Genomic DNA, 25880 nt, shown 5'->3' on the forward strand with positions numbered 1-25880 from the left:
GACCGTCCGGTCATGGTGCTTCACCGCTCGCGCCGATGAAGGCGGGCGTTGACGCGCAGGAGGGCCGGGACCAGCAGGTAGACCACCACGGGCACCACGATCGCGGTCACCACCAGCGTGCGCAGCGCCTGCGGCAGCGGGCTGATGACCGGCTCCAGCAGCAGTTGCACCAGCATGAGCGTCGCGTAGACGGCCGCCCAGGTGATCAGGGCGCGGCGGTGCACGGACGGTGTGGCAGGCATGACGGGTCCCCCTCGATAATCCAACTCATCAGTTGGAGTTTTGCACACGAATCTCCAACTGTCGAGTTGGATAGTGCGGCTATGCTGGGAACATGGCATGGAACACGGCCCGCACCCGGCAACTCCTGCTCGACGCGGCGGTCGAAGAGTTCGCGGAGCACGGCCCCGAGGCGGCCAGGCTCGACCGCATCGCCGCCACGGCCGGCGTCAACAAGGAGCGCATCTACCAGTACTTCGGCAACAAGGAGCAGTTGTTCGCCGCCGTGCTGAGCTGGAGTCTGGAGCGTTTGGCCGAGGCCGTGCCGCTGGACGGGCCGCTCGCTGCCGACCTGCCCGCGTACGCCGGCCGCGTCTACGACTACCACCGCGAGCACCCGCAGTTCATCAGGCTGCTCTACTGGGAGGGCCTGCACCGCGGCGGCGACCCCATCGCCGCCAGGGAAGAGCGCGCCGCCCACTACGCCGCCAAGCTCTCAGCCCTGGCCGCCGCACAGAAGGACGGCACGCTGCCGTCGGAGTTCACGCCGGGCGAGCTGCTGTACGCGGTGATCGCCCTGGCCGGCTGGTGGTACGCCACCCCGCCGCTCGCCCAGATGATCATGGGCGACGGCATCGGCGGCGCCCGCGACGCCCTGGTCCGCATGGTCGCCAAACTGGCCGGCTCAACCTCCTCCTAGCGAGCCGCCACATTCCGCAAGGTGCCGGACATTTACCAGATGTTCGACACCTTGTGGCAAGGAGACTTCGTGACCTACCGAGATCGCTTCGAAGCGGTCTACGACGCGTATTACCCGGCGATACATCAGTACGCCGCCCGCCGTACCGGCTCGCCCGACGACGCGGCCGACGTCATCTCGGAGACGTTCCTCACCGCCTGGCGGCGCATCGGCGACGTGCCCGAGGGCGAGGAGGCGCTGTTATGGCTGTACGGGGTGGCCCGCCGCGTGCTGGCCAACCAGCAGCGCGGCGCATCGCGCAGGGCCGCGCTCACCGAACGGCTGCGCGCGGAACTGGCCGCCGACCGGCCGGCCGGATCGGTGGATCTGGACCATGTACGCGCGGCCTTCGACGCTTTGTCCGAACGTGACCGCGAGGTGCTGGCGCTGGCCTGCTGGGAGGACCTGACCGGCCAGCAGATCGCCAAGGTCCTGAAATGTACGCCGATCGTCGCCCGTACCCGGCTGCACCGGGCGCGCAAACGGATGGCGGCGGCGCTGGAGCGGCAGACGTCCATGACGGTCGCGATGGGGGAAGCATGAGCGACATCGACACCCTGATGAAGGCCATCGACCCGGCACCGCACGCGCCGGAACAGGGGCCCGCCGCGCGCGACCTGCGTGCGGCGATCATGGCGACTCCGGCGCCCACGCGCAGGACGGCCAGGCGGACGCCGTGGCGGGCCGGGGCCATCGGGCTCGCCGCGGCCGCGGCCGCGACGGCGGTCTTCCTCGTCCAGCCCACGCCCACGGTCGTACCTGCCATGCCGGGGACGTCGCTCCTGCTGGCCGCCGCCGCGAAGGCCCAAGCCGCCCCGGAGGGCGCGTACTGGCATCTCAAGGAGCTGTACGTGGGCTCGGCGGGACCGTACGGCCGCGACGGCGACACCTACCGTCTGGAGACCTCGTATCTCTCGGAGACGTGGTTCGCCAAGGACGGCCGGGCGTGGATCGGCGGCAGGAGGCTCGCCGCACGCCCCCTCGACAGGGAGGCATGGCGCCGGGACGGATCACCGACCGAGTGGACGATCGGAAGGGACGGCGGTCTCTACTCCACCTCGCCCGGCGCGGGCACGCTCACCCGGCTCAAGGGGGAGCGGAAGCTCTACTGGAGCGCCATGCCCATGACCATCAAGGAGATCGCGGCGCTGCCCGCCGACCCGGAAGCGCTGAAGAACCGGGCCGCTGAGGCGATCCGCCGCGATCGGGACTTCGCCGGTTCCGTGGCGGACGGCCTGCCGCCCACCTTGGCCTCACTCCTGTACGCGCTGCCCGCCTCCCCGCAGGTGCGCGGCGCCGCGTACCAAGCGCTGGCGAAACTGCCCGCGGTGCGGGTCGAAGGCCGGACCACCGACGTCCGGGGGCGGGCGGGCGTCTCCGTGACCTTCCCGCTCCAGGGAGGTGGACCTGCTCAGGGCAGGCTGATCATCGACCCTGACACCTCCAAGGTGCTGACCTACGCGGTCACCGGCGGCGGGTCGAAGGAGGACCGGGTCACCGTGGTGCTGGACTCCGGCTGGACCGACACCCCGCCATCCGCGGACTGATCCAGGTGTGAGGGAGAACGTTCGGTCTTGACTGGTGTGCCAGGTGTGCCATGATGAGACCGAACGTTCTCCCTTGTCTGGGGGAACGTCGTAAGTCGTTCTGACCTGAAAGGCCACATCATGGGAACCCGTATGCTTCGCCGTGCCGCACTCGCCGTCGGCGCCCTCGCCTTGATCGGTGCCACCGCGCCCGGCGTGGCGATGGCGGACAGTGCGAAGTCCACCGGCGCGAAGCCGACCATCGTCCTGGTGCATGGAGCGTGGGCCGAGTCGTCGAGCTGGTCGTCGGTGGTGGAGCGGCTGCGCAAGGACGGTTATCCGGTGCGCGCCCTCGCCAACCCGCTGCAGGGCCTCACCAGTGACAGCGCCTACGTCTCCAGCTACCTGGCCTCGATCGACGGCCCCCTGGTGCTGGTCGGCCACTCGTACGGCGGCGCCGTGATCACCAACTCCGCCGTCTCCGACCCCGACGTCAAGGCCCTGGTGTACATCGCCGGTTTCATCCCCGCCAAGGGCGAGACCGTCGGCGACCTGGCCGCCAAGTCCTCCCCGGCCATCCCGCTGGTCACGACCACCGTCCCGGACGGCGCCGAGGTGTCCATCGACCCGGCCCACTTCCGTGAGTCGTTCGCCGGCGACGTCGACAAGGCCACGGCCGCCACCCTCGCGACCGTCCAGCGTCCCGCCAACACCAAGGCGGTCACCGACGCCGGCGAGAAGGAGGCGTACCGGACCATTCCGTCCTGGAGCCTCATCACCCGGCAGGACAAGGCGATCGCGCCCGACCTGCAGCGCTTCATGTCGAAGCGGGCCGGTGCGCGCGTCGAGGAGGTCAACGCCTCCCACGCCGTGATGGTCAGCCGCCCCGACGCGGTCACGAACCTGATCGAGAAGGCCGCCCGCAGCGCCCGCTGAGCATGGGCCTCATGTTCCCCGCCGGCCGGTACGGACCCTCCGGCCGGCGGCGGACCAGCCGATCCGCACGCTCCTCCCGAGTGAGGTCTCAACCCATGACCCAGCACCAGATCGGCCGCCTGGCCGACACCCTGCGGCGGACCATCCACGCCGACCGCGTCATCACCACAGGGCCGGACTACGACGCCGGCCGCGCCATCTGGAACGGCGCCGTCCTAGCCCGGCCCGGCGTCATCGTCCGGTGCGGCGATCACACCGACGTCCAGACCGCCGTACGGGCCGCGCGCGAGGCCGGGGTGCCGCTGTCGGTGCGCGGCGGCGGCCACGACTGGGCGGGACGATCGCTCAGCGACGGCGGCCTCACCATCGATCTGTCCGGTATGCGGCAGGTGACCGTGGACCCTGAGGCGAAGGTCGCCGAGGTCGCGGGTGGGGCGACGGCCGCCGACGTCGTACGCGCCGCGCAGCCGTTCGGCCTGACCGCCGCGACCGGCTCCGCCGGGTCCGTGGGCATGGCGGGCCTGACGCTCGGCGGCGGCTACGGGCCGCTGAGCGGCCGGTTCGGGCTCGCCCTGGACAACCTGCTCGCCGCGGACGTCGTGCTCGCCGACGGCTCCCTCGTCACCGCCGACGCCGAACGCGAGCCGGACCTGTTCTGGGCACTGCGCGGCGGCGGGGGCAACTTCGGCGTCGTCACCTCGATGCGCGTACGGCTGCACGCCGTGCCGACCTTGTTGTCCGGCATGGTGCTGTTCGCGTGGGAACAGGCCGGGGCCGTACTGGCCGGACTGCAGGACGTCCTGACCGGGAGCCCGGACGAGCTGACCGTGCAGTCCGGCGTCCTGGCGGGCCCGGACGGCAAGCCGGTCGTGTTCCTCTCGCCGACCTGGAGCGGCGACGACACGGCGGCGGGGGAGCGAGCGCTGGCCCGGCTCGGCGGCCTCGGCACGCCCCTCCTCTCCCAGATCGGCCCCGCCACCATGCCCGAGCTGCTCGCGGGCATCGACGCGCAGTTCCCCTTCGGCCGGCACGTCGAGATCCGTCCGCGTTCCGTGCCGTCCCTTTCGCCGGGCGTACGCGAGGTGCTGAGCGTCGCCGGCTCCACCCTGACCTCGCCCTACTCGGCGGTCTCGGTGCACCACCTGCACGGGGCCGCGGCCCGCGTACCGGTCACGGAGACGGCGTTCGGCAACCGCGACCCGCACCTGATGATCGAGATCATCGCCCTCTGGCAGTCCGGCGACGCGCAGGCGGCCGGCCACCGCGCCTGGGCCGCCGACGTGGCCCGCGCCCTCGAACCGGACGCGCTGCCCGGCGGCTACCCCAACCTCCTCGGGGACGACGAATCAGCCCAGATCGCCCACGCCTACGGCCCGAACGCCGAACGGCTCCTGAAGGTGAAACACCGCTACGACCCGGACCGGATCTTCCGCGCGATCCCGCTGCCGGACCCGTCCTGAACCCCCTCTTCCCTAACGAGATAAAGGTAGATGCATGAACCTGCGTACGAGGATGACCCGCTTCGCGGTGATCGCCGGAATGTTCGGAGCCACGACGGCCCTGTCCGTGCCCGAGGCGATGGCATCGGCGGCCCCGGCCGCCGTGGGCGGCGTGGTCGCGGCGCCACCGTCGTCGTCGCTGGGCAAGCTCGGCCCGTTGACGGACCTCGTCATCGAACGGCTCCTGGTGAGCGACGACGTGGCCGCCTCCAAGTTCGGCACCGACTCGCCCATCGAGGACCCGGTCCGCGAGCAGCAGGTCCTTGACCAGGTACGCCGGCAGGCCGAGGACCTGGGGGTGGACGGGGACGCCGCGGTGGCGTTCTTCCGCGACCAGATCACCGCCAGCAAGGTCGTCCAGAAGGGCCTCTTCGCCCGCTGGACCGCCCACCCGGAAGAGGCCCCGACCACCCGCCCCGACCTGGCGGAGATCCGCCGGCGCCTCGACCGCCTCACCACGGAACTCCTGGACAGCCTGAAGTCCACGGAGCACATCAGGAAGAAGCCGGTGGCCTGCGCGACCCAACTGACGCTGGCCACCGCATCAGGCGCAAAAAGGGAACACTTGGACACCCTCCACCGCCAGGCCCTCAGAACCGCAACCGCCTCGGTCTGCAACTGACCGGACAAGGTCGTCGCCGCAGGGGTGGCAGCGCGGGGAACACGTGCCCACCCCGTGGCACGGGCTCGCGTCCCTCCGTGAAGGGCCGGCTATGAGCGACCAGACCAACCGACCCCGCTCGGTAGTTCCTCTCCCGCGGCTGACCGTCAACCTCTCGGAAGAAGAGGCGACCAACCTCGCCCACGCCGCGGACGGTCTCGAAGTCAGCGTTCCTGAGATGCTGGCCCTTCTCGCCGCGCGCGTCTATGTCTGGAACAACGGCATCGCGAACGACATCGGCGTCACCTTCGCGCTCGGCGACGCGTGACGGTCCACCTCACCTGCAACTGAGAACATGTTGAGCTGGTGTCCGGATGTCTCTTCGGCCAGGTCAACAGTGCAGTTGCTCAGCACGCCGATTCGCAGGCCGCGCACACTGTTTCGAGGGACGCCTCGTCGGGTTCCACGCCACATCGGCGGGCCAGCGTCCAGAACGTGTCCTTGAGAGTGCTGAGCCGCCCGCCAGGTAGGCACGGGGATACCCAGAGGAGCCGCACTCCAGGCTGCATGTTCGTCCCATACGTGGGAGCGCCGCGTACAGGCGCGTGTGAAGCCACATAGAACAAGCCGTTCTCCAGCCTCAGGCGATGGCCGGAGGCGGGCCCATGTCCGCGGCATGGTCGAAGGTGCCGAGGTGATCGGGGCCGGGGGCGAGGTCCAGGTTGGGTGGATCGGTGGGGTTCTGCCCGCCGAAGTCCAGGCCTGGCAGGTGGCCGTGCGATGGGCCGTCGCCTGGCTGCTGGTAGGTGCCGCCGAAGTCCAGGCCTGGCAGCGTTCCCGTCATAGGCGCCTTGAGATTGAACGCGTCGTTCGCCGCCGGCTGCGCATCTCTATCGTGTTCGGCCGACGGTGTGAGCTTGTGCGCGGGGGCCGCGCGAGATTCGCCGTAACCCGGGGCTCCGGGCGGCTCCGCGCTTGGGACCGTGAACGGCTGCGAGTTGTCGATGCCGATCTGCGACTGTATCTGATCCAACCCGCTCTGGCCGGTTCCTGCCGGGGGCGCCGCGTTCGTGGGAGGGCCGCCGTCCGCCCCGGTGTGTGCCGGGTGTGCTCTGGCCTGCCACAGCTCGGGAGGACCCGCGTCGAAAGGGACCGACGGCTCGGAGGTGCCGCCGTCGGCGGGTGTTTGCGGCGCGGGTGCGGGCGTGGCGTGGTGGTGCTCCTGCGGGCGGGTTCCTTCGTGCTGCGGTGCCAGGTCTGCCTTGTGTGGGGCGTGGAGGGCCGAGTGATCGGTCTGGGCGAAGGGCGGGGAGTAGCGTTCGACGGCTTGGTGGTCGATCAGGGTTTGTGCCGCGTTGGGCGGTGCGGGCTCCTGACCCATGGGCATTTTGTCAGGATGGTCGGTCGGCTGGTGTTCGGTCGGCGGGTGCTTGTCAGAGGATTGAGCCATCGTCGCCATTCCCTTCTGGTCGTGCGGGCGGTCAGGTCCAGGGCCCCCGGATGGGCAGGCGTTCGGCGGGGATACGGGACTCCAGGTAGCGGCCGACTCTTTTGACGAGCGCCGGAGTTCCGACGCCGGACATTTCGATCTCGGTGACGGACGACGCGCCGTTGTCGTTGTAACGGATTCCCAGCGACGCGGTGTGCGTGAAGTAGCTGCCGAGGGTGCGCAGGTAACTGGGCGCCTCAACGATCTGGTAGTACCAGATGAATTGGACGGTACGCCGGACAAGCCCTCTACGTATCTCGACGCCGTATTCGTAGACGTCTGACCCATTGATGCGGGAATTCAGGAGGGCGCCCGGGATTCCGATGACCATGATGATCAGGGCGAGGGTCGCTCCACAAAGGAAGAGCAGCGCCGGGAAAGACGGCAGCGACGCCAGCGCGTCCCCGAGGTTGCTCCAGAGCCGCACCGGCCACCGCACGTACCCGGTGATCACCCCGGCCACCATGACGAGCAGCGCTGCCGCCCCCGCGACCCGAGGCGTTCCGAACAGGGCGCCGGCGACGACGAAGACGGCAACGCCGGGCAACTCGCCGGCCAGCGCGCCCACCAGCAGGACTGCGGCCACCGTGGCCAGGAGGGCCTTGCCGACCATGGTCGGGGCGAGATGCCTGGCCTGGAGCCGGAGCGCGTCCTTCAGTTCGCCCCGGTCGATGACCTGGCGGGCGTCCACGCGGGCGCGCAGCGGCGGTGGAACGTCCTCGCCTGAGGGGAAAGTGTGGCTCAGCTCTTCGGAGGCAGCAGGGCCCGAGGGCGGATCCTCGCACTGGCGCAGTCGCACCCGCGCGTCCGCGAACTCGGCGATCTCCAGGACACGCCGGTAGGCGTCAGCGGCCCCGGTACGATCTCCCGTCGCCTGGAGGATGCGGCCCAGACGGTAGGCCGCCTCGTGGTGCTCGGGTACGGCGGCCAGGATGCGGCGAAGGTGAGGGACGGCGTCGGCGGCGCGCCCTAAGTCGTTCAGGCACACGACGAGCGCGTAGCGCGCGGCGGCGTCGTCCGGGTCGCGGTGGAGAATGGCCTCCAGGACGGTCAGCGCTTGCTGCGGAAATCCCTTACGGCGCAGTTTGCTGGCTTGCGCGTAGGCTTTTCGGGTGTCCTGCTCCCGGCTTTCGGCTGAATCCGAGGGAAGGGCTGGGCTCGCGGCATCCGCTTCTTGCATGTCTCATTTATGAGTGACGCGCCCTGCTTCGCCAAGTGCTGATTCCAAAAAGTGACCAGTGAAATCCATTGGGTCCTGGTTTATCGTCATTTCGGGCGATAAATCAGGTACGTCGCGCCGCTACCAGGACAGGGCCGCCCGGCACCGTGGGGAAGCGTTGCTGATCCTTCAGCCCGTACGTGGTGAGAGCCTCGGTGGTGCGGTCGGCGTCGTACGTGTTGCCGCCGTTGCGTACCGACTGCCAGCCCGCCACCGCACGGCGCAGGCCGTCAGCCGGAGCCGGGTTGGTGCCGACCACGAGCCAGGCGCCGGGTTTCAGGGCCTCGATCAGGCGGGGGAGGGCCTGTGTGAGGGTGGGTTCGGAGAGGAAGGGGGCGGGGAGCCAGATCAGGTCGTAGACGGCCTGGTCCGATACGGCCGCGACGTCCATGTGGCGCAGGGTGATGCGGTCGGCGGCGGGGCCGGCGGTGGCCAGCTCCTCGCGAGCCAGGCGCAGCACCCGCTCCATGATGTCGATGCCGACGACCTCCGCCTCGGGGAACGCCTCCGCCAGTGCCAGAGCCAGGGCGGCGATGCCGGTGCCGACGTCGAGGATGCGGCTGCCCGGCTCGGCCAGCCGTGCGGCGAGGCCGGGCAGGGCGGGGACGACCTTGGTGGCGAGGGCGCGGCCGGTGCCGGCCGACGCGCGGCCCTGGTTGCGCAGGACCTCGTCGTCATGGTCCGCCCAGCCGGCCGTGCCCGACTCGCCCGCGGCCGCCGCCACCGCCTGGCGCAGCGAGCTGAGCCGGGCCTGCGCCGAGCTGCGGTAGCTGGGGCCGTCGGCGTACTGATACGCCGGGTGCAGGGTCAAGGTGTCGCCGTCCCGCTGCGCCAGCCCGGCCGCCTCCAGGACGGCGGTGCGTTGCGGGTCGGCGGCCAGGACCTCGGCCAGGGGTTTCGTGGCGGCCTCGTCAAGGGTCGCGATCAGGGCTGCCAGCGCCCAGGTCGCCGCCTCCAGAGTGGCGGACGGATCCGGGGCGGATGGCGAGGTTCGTAGGGACATGTGCGCCTTTCTGCCGCAGGCCCAGAAGGTGGTCAGGCCCGTCCGAGCAACCGCTCCCGGTGGGCGGCGTATTCCTGGGGGCCGACGGCGGAGACCACGTCGAAGATCTCGGGCGGTACGGTGCCGCGTACCAGCTCGTAAAGCTCCGGGTCGAGGTCGTGCAGCAGCATGCCGAACAGCAGTGCGTGGCTCGACGGTGGCAGGCCGGCGAGGCCGTGGCGGCCGACCTCGGCCCACTCCTCGGCGGTCAGGTGCTCGTCGATGAGGGTGAGGATGGCCGACTCCTCGGCCGCCAGGTGCTCGCGCAGCACCGGCAGGAGGTCGCGCAAGGAGCGGACGGCCGCCTCATGGCTCGGCTGGTCCGGGGTGGCGCGCCACTGCTTTATCGCGGCGGCGACGGCGTCCAGGCGGTGGTCGATCTCGTCGTGCTGGGACTGCATGGTGTCGAGCAGCGGGGCGACGTCGCCCGGAGCGCGGTCCTGGAGCTTCGGCCAGAGCAGGGCGTCCTCGGCGGCGTGGTGGGCGTGCAGCAGCCCCGCCACGAACTCGACATGGCCGGCGACCACCGCCGCGTGGCCGCCGTCACCGGGCCGCACGTTCTCCGCCAGGTCGGGCATGGCGGAGAACTCGCGCCTGAACATGTCGTGGACGGCGATCATCTCGCGGCTGTCGGCACGATTCGCGTTCATGAGCACTCTCCATTGCATAGGGATGCCGCCCAGACTACAGCAGGAGATAGAACGTTCGGTATTGACAGAGGGAGGCGCGAGCGCCAGGCTGGGGGAGAACGTTCGGTATTGCGAGGGGGAAGATATGAGAACGGAACCGGCAAGTGAGCACGTCGGGGCGATGGAGACGCTGCCTCTCCAGGACGGCCGGATCCTGGAGTACACGGTACGAGGGCCGGAACGAGGACCGCTCGTCCTCTTCCACCACGGCATGCCCGGCTCCGCGGTCCCCATGGGGTCCGTCTTCGACTCGGCCATCGACAAGGGGTACCGGGTCGTCACGTACTCGCGTCCCGGCTACGGCGCCTCGACCCCGGCGCCCGGCCGTACGGTCGCCGGCGCCGCCGAGGAGTGCCGCCAGTTGATGGACCACCTGGGCGCCCGCCGGTACCTGGTGGCGGGATGGTCGACGGGCGGCCCGTACGCGCTCGCCACCGCCGCAGGGGACGCGCCCCGGGTGATGGGCGTGCTGCTGATCGCCTCGTTCGCACCCCACGACGGGGAGGGGCTGGCGTTCGCCGACGGCATGGGACTGCAGAACCAGGTGCTGTTCGGGGTCGCGTCCCGCGACGAGGAGAAGCAGCGCGCGGTCGTGGCGCAGCTGGCCGCGGCCGTACGCGACGGCGACGCCGCCAACCTCGCCGCCGGCATGGCGAGCCTGTTCCCCGAGGTGGACGCCGCCGAGCTGGCCGGCGCCTACGGCGCGGAGAACATGGCCCACATGCACCACGCGCTCGCGCCGGGCGAGGAGGGCTGGCTGGAGGACTTCCAGGCGCTGACCACGCCGTGGGGCTTCGACCTGGGCGTCGCCACCGTCCCCGTCGAGCTGTGGCACGGAACGCTCGACCGCATGGTGCCCGTCGCGCACGGTCAGTGGCTGACCGCGCACCTCCTGAACGTCCGTGCTCATATAGAGCGCGGACACGGGCACATCTCGATCGGCGTCGGAACCCTCGGCGACAAGCTCGACCGCCTCAGGTCGAGAGTCAGGGGGAGCGCGCCGGTCAGAACTTTCTGGGAGGGACTGTGACGAACGGCACCGTACTCAACGTGGGACTCGATCCGCAGGTCGTCGGCGACCCCGGCGCGCCGAGCGAGGCGTTCCCCACGGTAGACGCGGAGCAGGTCAGGGCCGGTCTCGCCAAGGCCGCGGCCGAGCTGGCGGACATGGGTCTCGCCTTCGAGACCTGCCTCCTCGGCCGGGGTGCGGGGGCGGAGGAGAAGTTCCGCGAGGCCGTAAGCGGCAAGCACTACGACGTCATCGTGTTCGGCGGGGGAGTGCGCCTCGAACCCGCGATGACCCCGCTCTTCGAGAAGCTCATCAACATCGCGCGGACGCACTCGCCGGCGTCCGTGCTCTGCTTCAACACCGGCCCGCAGACCACCGTGGACGCGGTGCGCCGCTGGTGGCCCCGGCCGTCCGACGCGGGCTGACGCGGGTCACTTCGTGTCGATCCGGCCCAGCGGTTCGCCGGCCGCCGCCAGCGCCCGGCGGACGGCGGGCCAGGCGTCGTCGTCGAGGCCGAGCGCGGTCCGCAGGTAGGCGAGGGTGGCCTCCTGCACGAGGGCGACCCGCTCAGGGCTCTCATCGGTGGTACGGGTGTCGAACGCCCCCTGGGTGCCGCCGAGCCCGTGCTCCGCGCCGAACAACGTCAGCAGATCGGTCGCGCCCGGGCCGAGCCGGTAGCCGTCGGCGAACCAGTCCGGCCCGCGCACCGTCAGCGGCGACTGGTCGCGGTCACCCGCCACGACCAGGCTCGGCGTCTTCAGCTCGGAGAAGTCGGGGTTCATGAAGGGGAAGTGCTGGGCGGCCAGCGGGCTCAGGTCGTCACCGCCGCTTCCGGGCAGGCGCAGCAGCACGGCCGCCGCGACCCGCGTGCCGATCAGGCTCTCACCGTCGCCGACCCGCGCACCGGCGAGGGTGCTCGCCGTCCGGGCGCCCCACGAATGCCCGGCGACGGCGACGCGTTCGCGATCGACGCGCCCGGCCAGCCCCGGCACCTGGGCCTCAATGACCTCCAGCTGGTCGAGAACGCCGGTCAGATCGCCGGTGCGAGCGGCGCCAGATCAGCGGCGTACGGGGGTCGTCGGGGGCGAGGCCCAGCGGGGGCCGGGAGCACGACCGGGCGGACGGAGATGAGGGCGATGTCGTTCATAAGGGGAGACCTTCCAACAAAAGCGGAACACTGCTCCGCATCAATATACGGAGCAGTGTTCCGCTTGCCCAGTCGCGAAGATGTCCGCGTTCTGTGTGGATCTTGGGCAGAATGGCCCGATGCCTACCATCCCGCACAGGTTCGCCGAGGCCACGTCTTCGTCCTCGTACAACGACTACGACCAGATGGCCGAGGGCTACTCGGCCGAGAACGAGACCAGCCTCGCGAACGCCTACTACGAGCGCCCCGCCATGCTGGAGCTGGCCGGGGACGTGGCCGGGCGGCGCGTTCTCGACGCGGGTTGTGGCTCAGGGCCGCTGTTCGCCGAGCTGCGGAGCAGAGGGGCGATCGTGACCGGCATCGACGCGAGCGCGGGGATGCTGGAGATGGCCAGGCGGCGGCTGGGCCCCGACGCGGACCTGCACGAGGTGGATCTGGCCGGGCCGCTGCCGTTCCCCGACGACACGTTCGACGACGTCACCGCGTCCCTCGTGCTGCACTACCTGGAGGACTGGGGGCCGACGCTGGCCGAGCTGCGACGCGTGCTGAAGCCCGGCGGCCGGCTGCTCGTCTCGGTGGACCATCCTTTCTCCATCGCGCTCTTCCAGCAGATGGCCGGGGAGAAGCCCGCGTACTTCGAGACCCGCACCCGCACCGAGGAATGGGTCATGGGCGGGGAGACCGTCCGGATGAGGTTCTGGGACCGGCCGCTGCACGCGATGACCGAGGCCTTCGCCGCCGCGGGCTTCCGCATCGACGTCATCAGCGAGCCGCCGTTCGCGCCGGAGGCCCGCGAGCTGTTCCCGGAGGAGCTCGGCCACATCGGGCCCGATCGCACGAGATTCCTCTGCTTCCTGTTCTTCGTTCTCGAGGCCGGCTAGACACCGGCTCAGGCCCCGCACATCACCGCGGGTTCTCCTGGGGACGGATCCGGGCCTTGGGCAGGGGCAGCGGGGACGTCCCGGGCACGACGGTGTTGCGGATGGTGCCGATGCCCTCGACCGTCATCTCCACCACGTCCCCCACCTGAAGCGGCGGCGGGTCCTGGCGGCCGTTGCGGCCCCACAGCTCGGCCAGGCAGCCGCCGTTGCCGCAGGTGCCCGAGCCCAGCACGTCGCCGGGCCGGATCCGGGCGCCGCGTGAGGCGTAGGCGGCGAGCTCCTCGAAGGTCCAGGCCATGTTGGACAGCAGGTCACGGCCGACCTCCTCGCCGTTGACGCTGACGGACAGAGTGAGGCGCAGGAAGCCGTCGGCGTCCCGGTACGGCTCCAGTTCGTCGGCCGTGACCAGCCACGGGCCGAGCGTGGTGGCGGTGTCCTTGCCCTTGCAGGGGCCGAGGCCGACCTGCATCTCGCGGGACTGCAGGTCGCGGGCCGACCAGTCGTTGAAGATCGTGTAGCCGTAGATGTGGTCGCGGGCCTGCTCGGGGCTGAGGTCCGCGCCTTCCTTGCCGATGACGGCGGCGACCTCCAGCTCGAAGTCGAAGGCCCGGCAGCCGGGCGGGACGGGCACGTCGTCGTGCGCGCCGATCAGCGCGTACGGGTTGCTGAAGTAGAAGGTGGGCGCGTCGTACCAGGCGTCCGGCACGCCGCCGCGGCCGTCCACGCTCTTGCGCACGCCCTCGACGTGCTCCTCGAAGGTGACGTGGTCGCGGACCGACGGGGGCTCGACGGGCGGCAGCAGGCGTACGCCGGCCAGCGGCAGCGGCTCCCCGGTGGCCGGGAGGTCGCCGGTGCGGATGACGTCGAGCAGGACGGTCCCGCCGGGGAAGGGCAGGACGGCGTCGCCCGAGACGACGCCGCAGCCGCGCAGGCCCTGGTGGGTGAAGGTGGCCAGGCGCATGATCACACCGGCGGGGCGACGAACACGCCGCGGTCGACGTCGTTGAACGACTCCTTGGCGATCAGCTCGTTCATGGGGTTGGCGGTGCCCCACTGGTCGCTGACCTCGGGCTGGGAGAAGTCGTACACGTGCGGGTGCCAGGCGTCCTCGTCGAGCTCCTCCAGCTCCGTGGTGTATTCGACGGTGTTGCCGTGCGGGTCCAGGAAGTAGGAGAACGTGTTGTCGCCCGCCAGGTGACGGCCGGGCCCCCAGAGCATCCGGACGCCGGCGCGCAGCAGCCTGCCGGTGCCGTACATGTACTCGTCGAGGCCGCGCAGCTCGAAGCTGATGTGGTGCAGGCTGGCGTGCGGGCCGCGGGCGATGGCCATGCTGTGGTGCTGCGGGTTGCAGCGCATGAAGTGCATGACCTGGCCCATGCGGGGATGGGCGAGGGTGTCGGACAGGGCGAAGCCGAGGTGGGTCTCGTACCAGGTGCGGGTGGCGTCGATGTCGGGGGCGTTGAGCACGACGTGCGAGAGCCGTACGGGCACCGCCTCCTTCGCCTCCAGCCTGCGGTGGGCGCGGACGGCGACGTCGGCGGAGACCTCCACCGTGCGGCCGTCGAGGTCGAAGAAGCGGAAGCCGTAGCCACCGCCGGGGGTGTCCAGCTTGCCGGGCTCGGAGATCAGCCGGACGCCGGCGGCGCGCAGCCGCCCGGCCAGCGCGTCCACGTCCTGCGGCGCGGCGGCGCCGAAGGAGATCAGGTCGAGCCGCTTCTCCTCGGCCTTGCGCAGCCGGACGATGTACTGCTCGGGCGAGCCCTCGGCGGCCAGGAAGGTGATGCCGCTGTCGTTCGCGACCTCGGTCAGGCCCCAGACGCCGGCGTAGAAGTCGCGCTGCCTGTCGTAGTCGGGCACGGCCAGATCGACGTGCCGCAGGTGCGTGATGAGTCTCATGAAGGGTCCTTCAGGTCGAACAGCCGGACGGCGTTGCCGCCACGGACGGGGGTGTCCGCGAGCCCGGCCGCGCGCAGGGCCGCGAGCGGGTCGGGATCGCCCATGTCGAAGGGGAAGTCGGAGCCGAGCAGCACCCGCTCGGGCCCGGCCACCCTGACCAGCTCGCGCAGCGCGGCCGGGTCGTGGGTGAGCGAGTCGAAGTGCAGGTCGCGCAGGTAGCTGCTGGGCGGCCGGGCGCAGCCGCGGGCGTCGGGCCGCACCCGGTGGCCGTGGTCGGAACGGCCCAGGTAGTACGGCAGGTAGCCGCCTCCGTGCGCGGCCAGCAGCTTCAGCCCAGGATGCCGGTCGAGCACGCCGGAGAAGATCAGGTGGGACAGCGCGACGGCGTTCTCCACCGGCTGGCCGACGATGTTCGACAGGTACCAGCGGTCCAGCCGCTCGTCCAGCGTGCAGCCGAACGGGTGCAGGAACACCACCGCGCCGGTCTCGGCGGCGCGGGCCCAGAACGGCTCGTACGCGGGGTCGGACAGCTCGCGACCGGGCGCGTGCGAGGAGATCTCCACGCCCTTCAGGCCCCTGGCGAGCGCCTGGTCAAGGGCCTCGACCAGCAGGCCGGGGTGGTGCAGCGGCACCAGGCCCAGGCCGTGCAGCCGCTCGGGGGCCCGCGCGACGTGCGCGGCGACCCCGTCGGCGGCCAGCCGGCACACCTCGGCGGCCGTCTCCTCGCCGGTCCAGTAGTGGTAGTGGGAGGGCGACGGGCTGACGATCTGCACGTCCACGCCGGCCGCGTCCATGGCGGCCAGCCGGGCGTCCACGTCGGTGAGCAGGGGGATCCTGGCCGCGACCATCGGGCCGCTGACCTCCAGCGCGGCCGGGCCGTTGCGGCGGGCGTCCAGCTCGCGCTGCCGCTCGTGGCCGGGCAGCCCGGCCACGGCCCGGTCGATCTCGGGCAGCAGGACGTGCGCGTGCACGTCCACGGTGAGCGGGCGGCCGGTCATGGGTGCTCGCTCACGATCGCCGAGATCCGCCCCATCAGCCCCGGTACGTCGGCGTCGCGCACGCCGTCGAGCTGCCAGCGCGCCAGCTGCAACGACGCCTCCACCACGGCCTGGACCCGCGCGTACCGGCGGTCCATGAACGCGTCGAACAGCTCCTGGTCCAGCCGGTCGGCGGCGAGCAGCAGCTCGGCGAGCACGGCGGCGTCCTCCAGGCACAGGGCGGCGCCCTGGGCGAGGGTGGGCGGGCAGGCGTGCGCGGCGTCCCCGACGAGCACGACCCTGCCGCGGTTCCACGGCCGCTCGACCAGCAGCGACTCGAACCACGTGTAGTTGATGCGAGCCGGGTCGGTGATGCCGGCGCGGATCTCGGCCCAGACGCCGCCATAGCCTTCGGCCAGCGCCCGCATGTGGGCGCACTTGTCGCCCACGGCCTCGCGGGGACGAGCCTGCTCGACGAGGTAGGCGTACATGGTGTCGGGGCCGGTCGGGCAGTAGCCGGCGATGAAGCAGGGGCCGCCGTAGATCAGGTCGGTGCGCTCGACCTCCTTGGGGCGGCGGGTGTGCAGCCGCCAGATGCCCATGCCGGTCGGCTCGGGCGCGACGTCGATGCCGAGCATGCCGCGTACGGCCGAGCGGATGCCGTCGGCGCCCACGATCAGGTCGTAGCGGCCGGTGGTGCCGTCCGACAGGTGTGCCTCGCCGCTTTCGGCGACGCCGGTGACGGTCGTGCCGTACCGGACGCGGGCCCCGGCCTCGCGGACGGCGGCGGCGAGGATGGCGGCCAGCTCGGGCCGGTTCATGCCGAGCGTGGCGGGCAGGTCGGAGCCGCCGGTGCGGGTCTCGGGCGGCTCGGCGAGCAGCGTGCCGTCGGGGGCGCGCAGCCCGACGGAAGTGAAGGCGAAGCCGGCCGCGCTCGCCCGCTCCCAGACGCCGAGGTCGCGCAGCACGCGCAGCGCGTTGCCCTGGAGGGTGATGCCGGAGCCGTGCGTGGCGGGTCCCGGCTCGATCTCGACGACGTCTACGGCGACGCCGGCGCGGGCGAGCAGGATCGCCAGGGCGGAGCCGGCGGTGCCGGCGCCGACGATGAGGACGCTGTCTACTGCTGCCATGGGGGCCTCACTTGAGCGCGAGGGGGTTGACGGGGGAGCCGACCGCGCCGGTGATCGGCAGCGGCGCGGCGGTGAGGAGGAACTCGTAGACGCCGTCCGCCGCGCAGTCGGCGGCCAGCGCGTCGAAGTCCCACATCTCGCCGACGAGCAGGCCGAGGTGCGGGATGACGACCTGGTGCAGGGGCTGGAACGCGTTCTCGAACTCGTTGGGCCGCACCTCGAAGCCCCACGTGTCGGTGGCGACGGCGGCGATCTCCGTACGGTGCAGCCAGCCCGCCGTCCAGAACGACAGGCCCGGCGCGGGGCCGCCCGCGTAGTCGCCCCAGCCGTCCCGTTTGGCCCTGGCCAGCTGCCCGGTGCGCACGCACACCAGGTCGCCGCGGCCCACCTCGACGCCGTGCGCCCGCGCGGTGGCGGTCAGGTGCTCCTCGGTGATGGCGAAACCGTCCGGCAGCTCGCCGTACACGGCGGCCACGTCCAGCAGCACGCCGCGCCCCGCGACCGGGGCGGCCAGGTGCTCGATGCCGGTGACCAGGTCGCCCTCGCTGGTGACGACCTTGTCGGCGGGCCTGCCGTTCCACGCCCGGCCGTGGTCGAAGATGTGGCCGAGCCCGTCCCACTGCGTGGAGCACTGCAGCGGCATGGAGATCACGTCGTCCGCGCCGCCGATGCCGTGCGGGAAGGCCGGCTCGCCGTACACGGCGTCCAGGCCGGTCGAGGTCATCGTGTGCACCGGGTTCGTGCGCCGCTTCCAGCCCTTCTGCGGACCGTCGGCGTCGAAGCGCTGCGCCAGAGAGAAGGCGGCGCCCCTCCTGACCAGGGCCGCCGCGCGGCGGCGGGCGGCCTCGTCGATGAAGTTCACGGTGCCGAGCACGTCGTCCTCGCCCCAGCGGCCCCAGTTCGAGTACGCGGCGGCGGCCTGCGCCACGGCCTGCTCAGCGTTCATCGCGGCACCTGTTCCGCTGCGTGCCGAGGCCGCTGATCGTGCCCTCCATGACGTCGCCGTCGCGCAGCAGCCGGCCGTGGTGCAGGCCGTTGCCCGCCGGGCTGCCGGTCAGCAGCAGGTCACCGGGGAGCAGTTCGACGGTCTGCGACACGTACGACACCAGCCGCGCCACGTCGAAGATCATGTCCTTGGTGGACTCGTCCTGCATAGTCGCGCCGTTGAGCCGCAACGTCACCCGCAGGTCCTGGGGGTCGGCGACGAACGCGGCCGGCACCAGGTACGGCCCGAGCGGCGTGAACGTCGGCGCGTTCTTGGCCCGCAGCCAGTCGGTGCCGATCTCCTTCATGTCCCGCCGGAACACCGCCTCCCGCGCGGTGACGTCGTTGGCGATCGTGTACGCGGCCACGTGCCCAAGCGCCGACTCCACCGGTACCCGGAAGGCCGGGCGGCCGATCACCGCGACCAGCTCCAGCTCCCAGTCCGGCTCGGTGCACCAGGACGGGATGACGACGTCGTCGTACGGGCCGGTGATCGAGGACGGCAGCCCGGCGAACACGTACGGCAGGTCCTCGGCCGCGCGCCGGTCCATCATCGCCGCCACCTCGGCCCGCACCTGCTCGGCCGGCCGCCCGCCGGCGGGTTCGTGCGCCACGGCCAGCTCGGCGACGTGGGTGCGGTAGTTGGCGCCCGACTGGAAGATCTGGCGCGGCTCGACCGGCGGCAGCACCCGCAGCCCGTCCAGCGGCCGCCACGCGCCCGTGGCGTCGTGCAGCAGGGGCAGCACGTCGTCCCAGCGCTCCAGCAGGGCCCGGGTGTCCGGCGCGAGGCCGCTCAGGTCGAGGACCCGATCACCGGCGACCAGGCCGGGGAAGGCAGGTCCGTCGGCGGCGAACGTGCCGAGCGCGAAGGGCCCGGCGAGAGAGGGGGATGATTCCACGAGGTTTCCTCCGGATTTCGTGCCTTAACCTTGAGCCACCCGCCCTGATAGGGGAAATCGATTCTCTGGATGCGCACTATCCATGCGGTGGATGACATGAACCTGGCCAGCCTCGACCTCAACCTCCTGGTCGCGCTGCACGCCCTCCTGGAGGAGCGCAACGTCACCAGGGCCGGCCAGCGCGTCGGGCTCAGCCAGCCCGCCATGAGCGCCGCCCTGGCCCGGCTGCGCCACCACTTCGCCGACGAGCTGCTCGTCCGCCAGGGCAATCGCTATGAGCTCACCCCGCTCGGCAACGCCCTGCGCGCCCCGGCCGCCAACGCGTACGCCATGCTCGACCGCCTGTTCACCAGCCGCGCCGACTTCCGTCCCGGAGACGAGGAGCGCGACTTCACGCTGCTGTCCTCCGACTACGCCATAGCCGTCTTCGGCGCCGCCCTGGCGCGTGCCCTGCACGCCGAGGCGCCCGGCCTCCGGCTGCACTTCCGGCACGTGCCGCCCGGTTTCGTGGAGGCCCCCGAGGCCGTGCTCGGCGCCGTGGACGGCGCGATGATGCCGCACGGCGTGATCAGCGGACTGCCCGCCGTCGAGCTGTACGAGGACGCCTGGGTCTGCCTGGTCGCCGACGACCATCCCGAGATCGGCGACCGGATCACCCTCGACGACCTCGCCCGCCTGCCCTGGGTGGTCTACCAGCGCACCTTCGACGCGCCCGTCACCCGGCAGCTCAGCATGCTCGGGCTGGAGCCGCACGTGGAGGTGTCCGTGCAGCACTTCCAGCTGCTGCCGAGCCTGGTGGCGGGCACCCGCCGGGTCGCGCTCGTCCAGCGGCGGCTCGCCGAGCTGCTCCGCGACGTCGCGCCCGTACGCATGCCGGCCCTCCCGTTCGAGGCGGTGCCGCTGCGGGAGGCGCTGTGGTGGCATCCGGTGCACACCCACGACGCCGCCCACACCTGGCTCCGCACGACCGCCACCCGCGTCGCCGCGAGCCTGCCCGCCCTGTGAAGGAGCCGCTCACGTGTCACGCTCAGCGCCGTTGGCCTGGACCGCGGCCCTCGCCGCCGCTGCCTATCCCACGTGGGAGTGCTGGAGGATCCCGCTGGAGGTGTTCTCCGGGAAACTGCACTACGGCGGTCATGTCGAGGGGTTCGTGGCTTGTCGCGAGCCGCCCCACTCCTTCTCGCCGTCCGCGCCGTTGCGCGACGCCCTCGCCACGCTCGCCGAGGTGGCGACGACCTGGGCCGTGCCGGTGCTGGTCGTGCTGGCCGCCCTCGTCGGGCGGACGTCCGCGTCCCGCGCGGCCTGGGCGCTGGTGGTGATCGCGGCCGCCAGGCCGCTCTCGGCCGACTACCGGGATGATGACATCTGCTCCCGCTTGCCCATGTTCACCGCAGACTGGTTCGAGTCCTTCTCCGGCGGCTGGGGACTGTACGAGTCGTGCCTGCTGGGGGCCGCCCTGCTGGTGCTGTCCGCGCAGCCGTTCAGGAGGGCGGTCGTGCAAGGCCGCCGGCGGTGAGCATGAGGTGGGTTCCCGCGGCGATGACGGCCTGGCCGGTGGGCGACAGGAACATCCGCGGCGGGTCGGGCAGCGTGGATGCTGATCTACTTTGTAAAGGCGCCGGCGCAGGTCGTCGCCACCTGATGCAGCGCTTCCAGCAGCTCCGGCGGCTCGGTGACGGTGAACGGCAGGCCCAGTGCCGCCAGGTAGACGGCCAGCGTCAACGGGGTGCCGGCGCCGATGTGCAGCAGGCAGCGCTCGTCGTCGAGATGCTCGACGCGAGCGACCGGCGGCACCCGTTCGCCGACGACGGCGGCGGGCGCGTGGACGGTGGCCACCGTACGGCAGGGGCCCAGCGTCGAGGCGACGCCCTTGGTGACGAAGTCGATGGCGTCACCCGGCGGCATCTCCCGTCCGGAGAAGACGGGGCCGAGTGGCACGCGCGGGGTCAGCCGGTCGATGCGGAACGTCCGCCAGTCGTCCCGCCCCACATCCCATGCCACCAGGTACCAGCGCCGCCCGGTCGAGACCAGCCGGTACGGCTCCGCGTCCCGCACGCTCACGTTCCCGTCGTGGTCGCGGTAGTCGAAGCGCACCCGCCGCCGGTCCCGGCACGCGGCGGCCAGCGTCGCCAGCACGTCGGCGTCCACGTCCGCGCGGGCGCCGCCCGGCACCGGCACCGTGTACGCGGCGAGCGCCGCCAGCCGGGGCCGCAGCCGGGCGGGCAGCACCTGCTCCAGCTTGGCCAGGGCGCGCAGCGACGCCTCCTCGATGCCGCCCACGGCCTGCACCGCCGCCGTACGCAACCCGACGGCGACCGCCACCGCCTCCTCGTCGTCCAGCAGCAGCGGCGGTAGCCGGGCTCCGGGCCCCAGCCGGTAGCCGCCCGCCGTACCGGACACGGCCGACACCGGGTAGCCGAGCGCGCGCAGCCGTTCGACGTCGGAGCGGATCGTCCGGGTGCTGACACCGAGCCGTTCGGCCAGCTCGGGGCCCGGCCAGTCGGTGCGGGACTGCAGCAGCGACAGCAGCCGCAGCAGGCGGGCCGCAGGGTCCTTCGTGCTCATGCCCGCACTCTCTCGCACCTCGCGGAAGCCCTGCTTCCGCAAGGGCTGCCATGGTGTGGGCTCCCTCTTACATGAAGGAGTTCCGATGACGAATGCGGTGGTGACCGGAGGGTCGCGCGGGATCGGGCGGGCCGTGGTGGAGCGGCTCGCGGGCGACGGCGCGACCGTCGTGTTCAGCTACGTCGCGGACGAGGCGGCGGCGCGGCAGGTGGAGCAGGCGTGCGGCGGGCGGGCCGTCGCCGTGCGGGCGGACGCGGCCGACCCCGCCCAGGTGGAGCGATTGTTCGAGGAGGCGGGCACCGTGTTCGGCGGGCCGCTCACGGCGCTGGTCAGCAACGCGGGCGTGATGGATCACACGCCCGTGGACGCCGTCACGCCGGAGGCGTTCGAGCGGGTGATGGCGGTCAACGTGCGCGGGGCTTTTCTCGCCGTACGTGCGGCGGCCGCCAGGATGGCCGACGGCGGGCGCATCGTCACGATCTCCTCGACCGGCACCGCCTGGCCCAGCGCCGGCGAGTCGCTGTACGCGGCGAGCAAGGCGGCCGTCGAGCAGCTCACCCGCGTCGCCTCCCGCGAGCTGGGCCGGCGCGGCATCACCGTCAACGCGGTCTCGCCGGGCCCGACCGACACCGACCTGCTGAGGGCCGACGTGCCGCCGGAGGGGATGGCGGGGGTCGCCCACATGACGGCCCTGGGCAGGATCGGCACGCCCGCCGACATCGCATCGGTGGTCGCGCTCCTGCTGAGCCCGGACGCGGCCTGGCTCACCGGCCAGAACCTCCGGGCGGACGGCGGCCTCGTGTGACCGCCGGCTCCGTGGTTGCGGCGACGATCGCAGAGGCTTCCTCGGCATGACCCGCCGCACGCCCTGCGCGCAGGGCATGCGGCACGCCCGTCGGCCTACGGCGACCCGGGCGGGTTGGTCAGTGGTGCCGGGCGCCGGTTTCGATCTTGCCGCCCACCTTCTTGCGCAGCCCCTCAAGCAGCGCGGGCTCGGCCACGACCGTCCAGCGGTCGCCCACCAGGTACGTCCCTCCATAAGCCTGGGCGTAATCGAGCCAGTCACGCTTGCCCTTGTCGGCGGCGAAGGTGGCGATCGTGTACCGGCCGCGCTTGGTCTGGCAGGCCGTCTGCTTCAGCTCGTCGGCGTCGATCTGCAGGCGTGCCTTGGGGCAGCCGGCGCTGGCTTTGAGCTTCTTCATGCTCCGGCGTGGCAGCTTCACGGTCGCGGAGGGCTGCGTGCCGCCGCCGGCCACGTGCCCCTGATGGTGCGCCTGGTGGTGCGCGGCGACGGGGGCCGCCGCTTTGGCGGTTGGAGTCGGCGCGTTCCCGCAGGACACCAGGCACGCGCCCAGCACGGCCGCACCCGCCGAGACGGCCAGCAGGCCCGTCACCCGCCTCCGTGCACGTGCGGGGGACGGCGGCCGCGGTGTGAGCGTCATGGCGATGTTCCTCCGATTCAGGGAAGCTCCCACCCGAGGTACGCACGCCCGTCCGCACGCGGTTCACCCGCAGGAAAAGCGTTCGTGTCCGTCACGGACGTCCCGTTACCATCGCGCGGATGAACGCTGTGCTCTGGTTGTCGGGCCCTTCAGGCGTCGGGAAGTCGTCGGCCGGGTGGGAGATCTGCGCGCAACTCGGCCGGGAGGGCGTCAGGACGGCGTTCGTGGACGCCGACCAGATCAGCCTCATCCACCCCGAGCCGGGCGAGAACACCCACCGCCTTCGCGCCCGCAACCTGGCCGCCCTCTGGGACGGCTTCCGGGCGGAGGGCGCGGAGTGCCTGGTGCTGGCCGGCTTCGTGGACACACCGGACGAGGTACGCGAATACCCCTCCGTCCTGCCCGACGTCGCGTTCACGGTGTGCCGGCTGCGGGCCCCGGCGGAGGAGCTGCGCCGGCGCTTCCTGGGCCGCGGGTGGCAGCCGGACCTGGTGGAGCACGCCGAGGCCGAGGCCGCGGCCCAGGACCGCACGTCCTACGCCGACCTGACCCTCGACACCACCGGCCTGACGATCCCGGAGACGGCCCGCCTGATCAGAAAAAGCACGGGCTGGCCGGGGGCCACCGCACCCGGCCCAGGACGTCCCGTGCGGGCGGAGCCGGCGCCGGTGCCGCTGCTCTGGTTCACGGGGGCGACGGCGGTGGGGAAGTCGACGGTCGCGTACGAGGTCTTCCGCCACGTCGTACGGACCGGCACGCGCACCGCGTACGTCGACCTGAAGCAGATCGCCATGCTGCGGCCCGCCTCCGGCGACGGACACCGGCTCAAGGCCCGCAACCTCGCCGCGCTCTGGGCCGGCTACCGCGCGGCCGGGGCGACGTACCTGATCGTCTGCGGCGAGGCGGACACCGACGAGACCGTCCGCGACTACCTCGGCCTGCTGCCAGGCGCGCAGCCTACGGTGTGCCGGCTGCACGCCTCCCCGGCCACGCTGCGCGGACGCGTCCTGGACCGCGGGAGGGGCGGCGGCCCGACGATCCCCGGCGACGAGCTGCGCGGGCTGGACGAGCACGCCCTGCACGAAGCCGCCGCCCGCGCGGCGGCCGAGGCGGCCCGCCTCGATCAGGCGGGTGCCGGAGACGTGCGCATCGACACCGACGACCGTCCGGTGCCGGACGTGGTGGCCGGCGTGCTCGCCCACCTCGGGCTCACCCCGGAGAACTCCCGAGCTTGAATTGCTCTCGCCCTGACCCCGTTACTGTGTCCGGATGACACCGATTTTTGCGCTTTGTGAGGGATATGTCGGGAAGTCGGCGGCCCTCGATCCGATCAGCATGGGAGTCCGTGGAGTCACCGGTGAGTTCGCCGCGGCCACCGATTACAGCCCCGACGGCCATGCCGCCCGCGCCGACCTGATCCGCCGCACCCTGGCCGAGCTCGCCGGGCTGAGCCCTGCTTCGGAGGCCGATCGGCACGCCGCCGCGCACCTTCGGGAACGGCTGGAAGCGCAGCTGGCCTGGCACGACAGCGGGGAGCCCCTGCGCATGCTGCGCGGCCAGTTCGGGCTGATCAACGTCATCCGCGACAGCGTCGACCTGCTGCCACGCGGCGACGACGACCGGTGGCGCGACGTCGCCGCCCGCCTGGCGGCCGTGCCGGAGATGCTCGCGAGCTGGCGTACGAGCCTCGATCTCGGCCTGGAGAAAGGGCTGGTGGCGGCTCGGAGGCAGGCTCTGGAGGCCGCTGACCAGGCCGAGCGTTTCGCGGGGGTGCACGACGCGCTGGTGACGTCCTATGGCGACGGGCCGCTGGCCGGAGAGCTGGCCGAGGCGGCGGCCGTGGCGCACGCGGCCTACGCGGCGACCGCCGGCTACCTGCGTACGGACTACGCGCCCCGGGCGGCGGAACGGGACGGGGTGGGGGCGGAACGCTACGCCGTGGCGGCCCGGCAGATCCTCGGCGCCGACCTCGACCCGGCCGAGGCGTACGCGTGGGGCTGGGCCGAACTGGACAGGATCGAGGCGGAGATGGCCGCCGAGATCGAGCGCATCCGCCCGGGTGCGAGCTGGGCGGAGGTGGCCGCGTACCTTGATGGGACCCACTGCGTGACCGGGGTGGACGCCTACCGGGGCTGGCTGCAGGACCAGCACGATCGCGCCATCAGCACGCTGCACGGCACGCACTTCGACATCGCCGAGCCGTTGCGCGAGGTCGAGGTGGTCATCGCGGCCGGCTCCACCGCCGGGTCCCCCTACTACACGCCTCCGACGGAGGATCTGTCGCGGCCTGGCCGCACCTGGTGGCCGGTGGCGGGCCGGGAGCGGTTCGCGATCTGGCGTGAGCTGACGACGGTCTTCCATGAGGGAGTGCCCGGTCACCACCTGCAGATCGGCGGGATGATGGCGGCCGGGGACACGCTGTCGCGCTTCGCGAAGACGTCCCGGGTGAGCGCGCACAGCGAGGGCTGGGCCCTCTACGCCGAACGCCTCGGCGACGAGCTGGGCTGGTTCTCCGACCCGGGAACCCGCCTCGGCATGCTGGCCGCGTCGGCGCTGCGCGCGGCCCGCGTGGTCATCGACATCGGCGTCCACCTGGACCTGCCGCTGCCCGACGGGTCCCGATGGACGTTCGACAAGGCTTGCGAGGTGCTGCGCGAGCGTGGTCACGCCGCCGCGCACCGGATCCGTCCCGAGGTCGCCCGCTACTTCGGCTGGCCCGCTCAGGCGATCTCGTACAAGCTCGGCGAGCGGGCCTGGCTGACGGCCCGCCAGGCGGCGAGCCGGCGCCCGGGCTTCGACCTCCGGCGCTGGCACACCACCGCCGTCGGCCTCGGCCCCATCGGGCTGGACGGCCTGGTCGACGCCCTGAAGGACGTCGGCTGAGGCGCCGCCGGTCAGTGCCGCACCTGGGCTCGTCAGCCCAGGTCGCGAGGGGTACGTGCGGCTCGGCCTCGCCGTCGTCGGCGGCATCGTGGTGCTCGTCGCCGGACG

At 72.0% G+C, this 25880-nt stretch carries 29 protein-coding genes; 15 read left to right on the plus strand and 14 right to left on the minus strand.

Annotated features, from left to right (window positions below; all coding sequences use genetic code 11):
• Positions 1-20: 20 nt before the first annotated feature.
• Positions 21-242: a hypothetical protein gene (locus AB0K28_RS37420; protein WP_345407788.1), complete on the minus strand. Its 222-nt coding sequence runs from the start codon at positions 240-242 to the stop codon at positions 21-23.
• A gap of 92 nt (positions 243-334) precedes the next feature.
• Between AB0K28_RS37420 and AB0K28_RS37425 the strand changes: the two genes are divergently transcribed.
• The 7 genes from AB0K28_RS37425 to AB0K28_RS37455 all read left to right on the plus strand — a co-directional run bounded on the left by AB0K28_RS37425 (position 335) and on the right by AB0K28_RS37455 (position 5848).
• Positions 335-919: a TetR family transcriptional regulator gene (locus AB0K28_RS37425; protein ID WP_345407786.1), complete on the plus strand. Its 585-nt coding sequence runs from the start codon at positions 335-337 to the stop codon at positions 917-919.
• 69 nt (positions 920-988) lie between these two features.
• The gene (locus AB0K28_RS37430; RefSeq protein ID WP_345407784.1) at positions 989-1501 is read left to right on the plus strand and encodes an RNA polymerase sigma factor; all 513 of its coding nucleotides are present in this window, start codon (positions 989-991) and stop codon (positions 1499-1501) included.
• Complete coding sequence (locus AB0K28_RS37435; protein WP_364379390.1) at positions 1498-2505, plus strand: CU044_5270 family protein; 1008 nt, start codon at positions 1498-1500, stop codon at positions 2503-2505. Before AB0K28_RS37430 ends, AB0K28_RS37435 begins: the two co-directional genes overlap by 4 nt.
• Positions 2506-2637: 132 nt before the next feature.
• Positions 2638-3420, plus strand: a complete 783-nt coding sequence (locus AB0K28_RS37440; RefSeq protein WP_364379393.1) for an alpha/beta hydrolase — start codon at positions 2638-2640, stop codon at positions 3418-3420.
• A gap of 95 nt (positions 3421-3515) precedes the next feature.
• Positions 3516-4880: an FAD-binding oxidoreductase gene (locus AB0K28_RS37445; protein ID WP_364379396.1), complete on the plus strand. Its 1365-nt coding sequence runs from the start codon at positions 3516-3518 to the stop codon at positions 4878-4880.
• A 34-nt stretch (positions 4881-4914) separates the two neighbouring features.
• Positions 4915-5541: a chorismate mutase gene (locus tag AB0K28_RS37450; protein ID WP_364379399.1), complete on the plus strand. Its 627-nt coding sequence runs from the start codon at positions 4915-4917 to the stop codon at positions 5539-5541.
• 91 nt (positions 5542-5632) lie between these two features.
• Positions 5633-5848 (plus strand): hypothetical protein, encoded by a 216-nt coding sequence (locus tag AB0K28_RS37455; protein WP_364379402.1) that lies wholly within the window; start codon positions 5633-5635, stop codon positions 5846-5848.
• A 312-nt stretch (positions 5849-6160) separates the two neighbouring features.
• Here AB0K28_RS37455 and AB0K28_RS37460 read toward each other — a convergent pair whose 3' ends face one another.
• The 4 genes from AB0K28_RS37460 to AB0K28_RS37475 all read right to left on the minus strand — a co-directional run bounded on the left by AB0K28_RS37460 (position 6161) and on the right by AB0K28_RS37475 (position 9920).
• Complete coding sequence (locus tag AB0K28_RS37460) at positions 6161-6970, minus strand: hypothetical protein (RefSeq protein ID WP_364379405.1); 810 nt, start codon at positions 6968-6970, stop codon at positions 6161-6163.
• A gap of 31 nt (positions 6971-7001) precedes the next feature.
• Entirely contained in the window at positions 7002-8189 is a 1188-nt protein-coding gene (locus tag AB0K28_RS37465) for a tetratricopeptide repeat protein (RefSeq protein WP_364379408.1), read from the minus strand.
• Between the two features lie 103 nt (positions 8190-8292).
• The gene (locus AB0K28_RS37470) at positions 8293-9231 is read right to left on the minus strand and encodes a class I SAM-dependent methyltransferase (protein WP_364379411.1); all 939 of its coding nucleotides are present in this window, start codon (positions 9229-9231) and stop codon (positions 8293-8295) included.
• Between the two features lie 32 nt (positions 9232-9263).
• Complete coding sequence (locus AB0K28_RS37475) at positions 9264-9920, minus strand: hemerythrin domain-containing protein (RefSeq protein ID WP_364379414.1); 657 nt, start codon at positions 9918-9920, stop codon at positions 9264-9266.
• Positions 9921-10044: 124 nt separating this feature from the next.
• Between AB0K28_RS37475 and AB0K28_RS37480 the strand changes: the two genes are divergently transcribed.
• Both AB0K28_RS37480 and AB0K28_RS37485 read left to right on the plus strand, forming a co-directional pair.
• Positions 10045-10989: an alpha/beta hydrolase gene (locus AB0K28_RS37480; protein WP_364379417.1), complete on the plus strand. Its 945-nt coding sequence runs from the start codon at positions 10045-10047 to the stop codon at positions 10987-10989.
• Positions 10986-11393: a hypothetical protein gene (locus tag AB0K28_RS37485; RefSeq protein WP_345407758.1), complete on the plus strand. Its 408-nt coding sequence runs from the start codon at positions 10986-10988 to the stop codon at positions 11391-11393. Before AB0K28_RS37480 ends, AB0K28_RS37485 begins: the two co-directional genes overlap by 4 nt.
• Positions 11394-11399: 6 nt before the next feature.
• Here the strand turns inward: AB0K28_RS37485 and AB0K28_RS37490 are convergent, their stop codons facing one another.
• Positions 11400-11960, minus strand: a complete 561-nt coding sequence (locus AB0K28_RS37490; protein WP_364379420.1) for a hypothetical protein — start codon at positions 11958-11960, stop codon at positions 11400-11402.
• A gap of 274 nt (positions 11961-12234) precedes the next feature.
• Here AB0K28_RS37490 and AB0K28_RS37495 point away from each other — a divergent pair, with 274 nt between their 5' ends.
• Complete coding sequence (locus AB0K28_RS37495) at positions 12235-12996, plus strand: class I SAM-dependent methyltransferase (protein ID WP_345407754.1); 762 nt, start codon at positions 12235-12237, stop codon at positions 12994-12996.
• 22 nt (positions 12997-13018) lie between these two features.
• Here AB0K28_RS37495 and AB0K28_RS37500 read toward each other — a convergent pair whose 3' ends face one another.
• From AB0K28_RS37500 to AB0K28_RS37525, 6 genes are read right to left on the minus strand one after another with little or no spacing between them, the layout of a single operon-like run.
• Positions 13019-13957, minus strand: a complete 939-nt coding sequence (locus AB0K28_RS37500; RefSeq protein WP_364379422.1) for a fumarylacetoacetate hydrolase family protein — start codon at positions 13955-13957, stop codon at positions 13019-13021.
• A 2-nt stretch (positions 13958-13959) separates the two neighbouring features.
• A complete protein-coding gene (locus AB0K28_RS37505) occupies positions 13960-14892 on the minus strand; it encodes a VOC family protein (protein ID WP_364379425.1) in 933 nt (310 codons plus the stop codon).
• Positions 14889-15890 carry an amidohydrolase family protein gene (locus AB0K28_RS37510; RefSeq protein ID WP_364379428.1) on the minus strand — a complete coding sequence of 334 codons (1002 nt, stop codon included), beginning with the start codon at positions 15888-15890 and terminating at the stop codon, positions 14889-14891. The genes AB0K28_RS37505 and AB0K28_RS37510 overlap by 4 nt, the downstream gene beginning before the upstream one ends.
• A complete protein-coding gene (locus AB0K28_RS37515; protein ID WP_364379432.1) occupies positions 15887-16999 on the minus strand; it encodes an FAD-dependent monooxygenase in 1113 nt (370 codons plus the stop codon). The genes AB0K28_RS37510 and AB0K28_RS37515 overlap by 4 nt, the downstream gene beginning before the upstream one ends.
• A gap of 7 nt (positions 17000-17006) precedes the next feature.
• The gene (locus tag AB0K28_RS37520) at positions 17007-17945 is read right to left on the minus strand and encodes a cyclase family protein (RefSeq protein WP_364379435.1); all 939 of its coding nucleotides are present in this window, start codon (positions 17943-17945) and stop codon (positions 17007-17009) included.
• Entirely contained in the window at positions 17935-18882 is a 948-nt protein-coding gene (locus AB0K28_RS37525) for a fumarylacetoacetate hydrolase family protein (RefSeq protein WP_364379438.1), read from the minus strand. Before AB0K28_RS37525 ends, AB0K28_RS37520 begins: the two co-directional genes overlap by 11 nt.
• 96 nt (positions 18883-18978) lie before the next feature.
• Between AB0K28_RS37525 and AB0K28_RS37530 the strand changes: the two genes are divergently transcribed.
• A complete protein-coding gene (locus AB0K28_RS37530; protein ID WP_345409899.1) occupies positions 18979-19887 on the plus strand; it encodes a LysR family transcriptional regulator in 909 nt (302 codons plus the stop codon).
• A gap of 13 nt (positions 19888-19900) precedes the next feature.
• On the plus strand, positions 19901-20398 hold the full coding sequence (locus AB0K28_RS37535) for a hypothetical protein (protein ID WP_364379441.1): 498 nt from the start codon (positions 19901-19903) through the stop codon (positions 20396-20398).
• Between the two features lie 86 nt (positions 20399-20484).
• Here the strand turns inward: AB0K28_RS37535 and AB0K28_RS37540 are convergent, their stop codons facing one another.
• Positions 20485-21447: a YafY family protein gene (locus tag AB0K28_RS37540; protein ID WP_345407739.1), complete on the minus strand. Its 963-nt coding sequence runs from the start codon at positions 21445-21447 to the stop codon at positions 20485-20487.
• 85 nt (positions 21448-21532) lie between these two features.
• Here AB0K28_RS37540 and AB0K28_RS37545 point away from each other — a divergent pair, with 85 nt between their 5' ends.
• The gene (locus AB0K28_RS37545; RefSeq protein WP_364379444.1) at positions 21533-22252 is read left to right on the plus strand and encodes an SDR family oxidoreductase; all 720 of its coding nucleotides are present in this window, start codon (positions 21533-21535) and stop codon (positions 22250-22252) included.
• A gap of 118 nt (positions 22253-22370) precedes the next feature.
• Here AB0K28_RS37545 and AB0K28_RS37550 read toward each other — a convergent pair whose 3' ends face one another.
• Positions 22371-22889, minus strand: a complete 519-nt coding sequence (locus tag AB0K28_RS37550) for a hypothetical protein (RefSeq protein WP_364379447.1) — start codon at positions 22887-22889, stop codon at positions 22371-22373.
• Between the two features lie 119 nt (positions 22890-23008).
• On the opposite strand from AB0K28_RS37550, the gene AB0K28_RS37555 reads away from it, so the two are divergent.
• Together AB0K28_RS37555 and AB0K28_RS37560 are read left to right on the plus strand one after the other, a co-directional pair.
• Positions 23009-24124 (plus strand): hypothetical protein, encoded by a 1116-nt coding sequence (locus AB0K28_RS37555; RefSeq protein WP_364379450.1) that lies wholly within the window; start codon positions 23009-23011, stop codon positions 24122-24124.
• A gap of 100 nt (positions 24125-24224) precedes the next feature.
• The gene (locus tag AB0K28_RS37560) at positions 24225-25772 is read left to right on the plus strand and encodes a DUF885 domain-containing protein (protein ID WP_364379453.1); all 1548 of its coding nucleotides are present in this window, start codon (positions 24225-24227) and stop codon (positions 25770-25772) included.
• Positions 25773-25880: the final 108 nt, after the last annotated feature.

The organism is Nonomuraea sp. NPDC049504 (assembly GCF_040676845.1).
Taxonomy (GTDB): Bacteria; Actinomycetota; Actinomycetes; order Streptosporangiales; family Streptosporangiaceae; genus Nonomuraea; species Nonomuraea salmonea.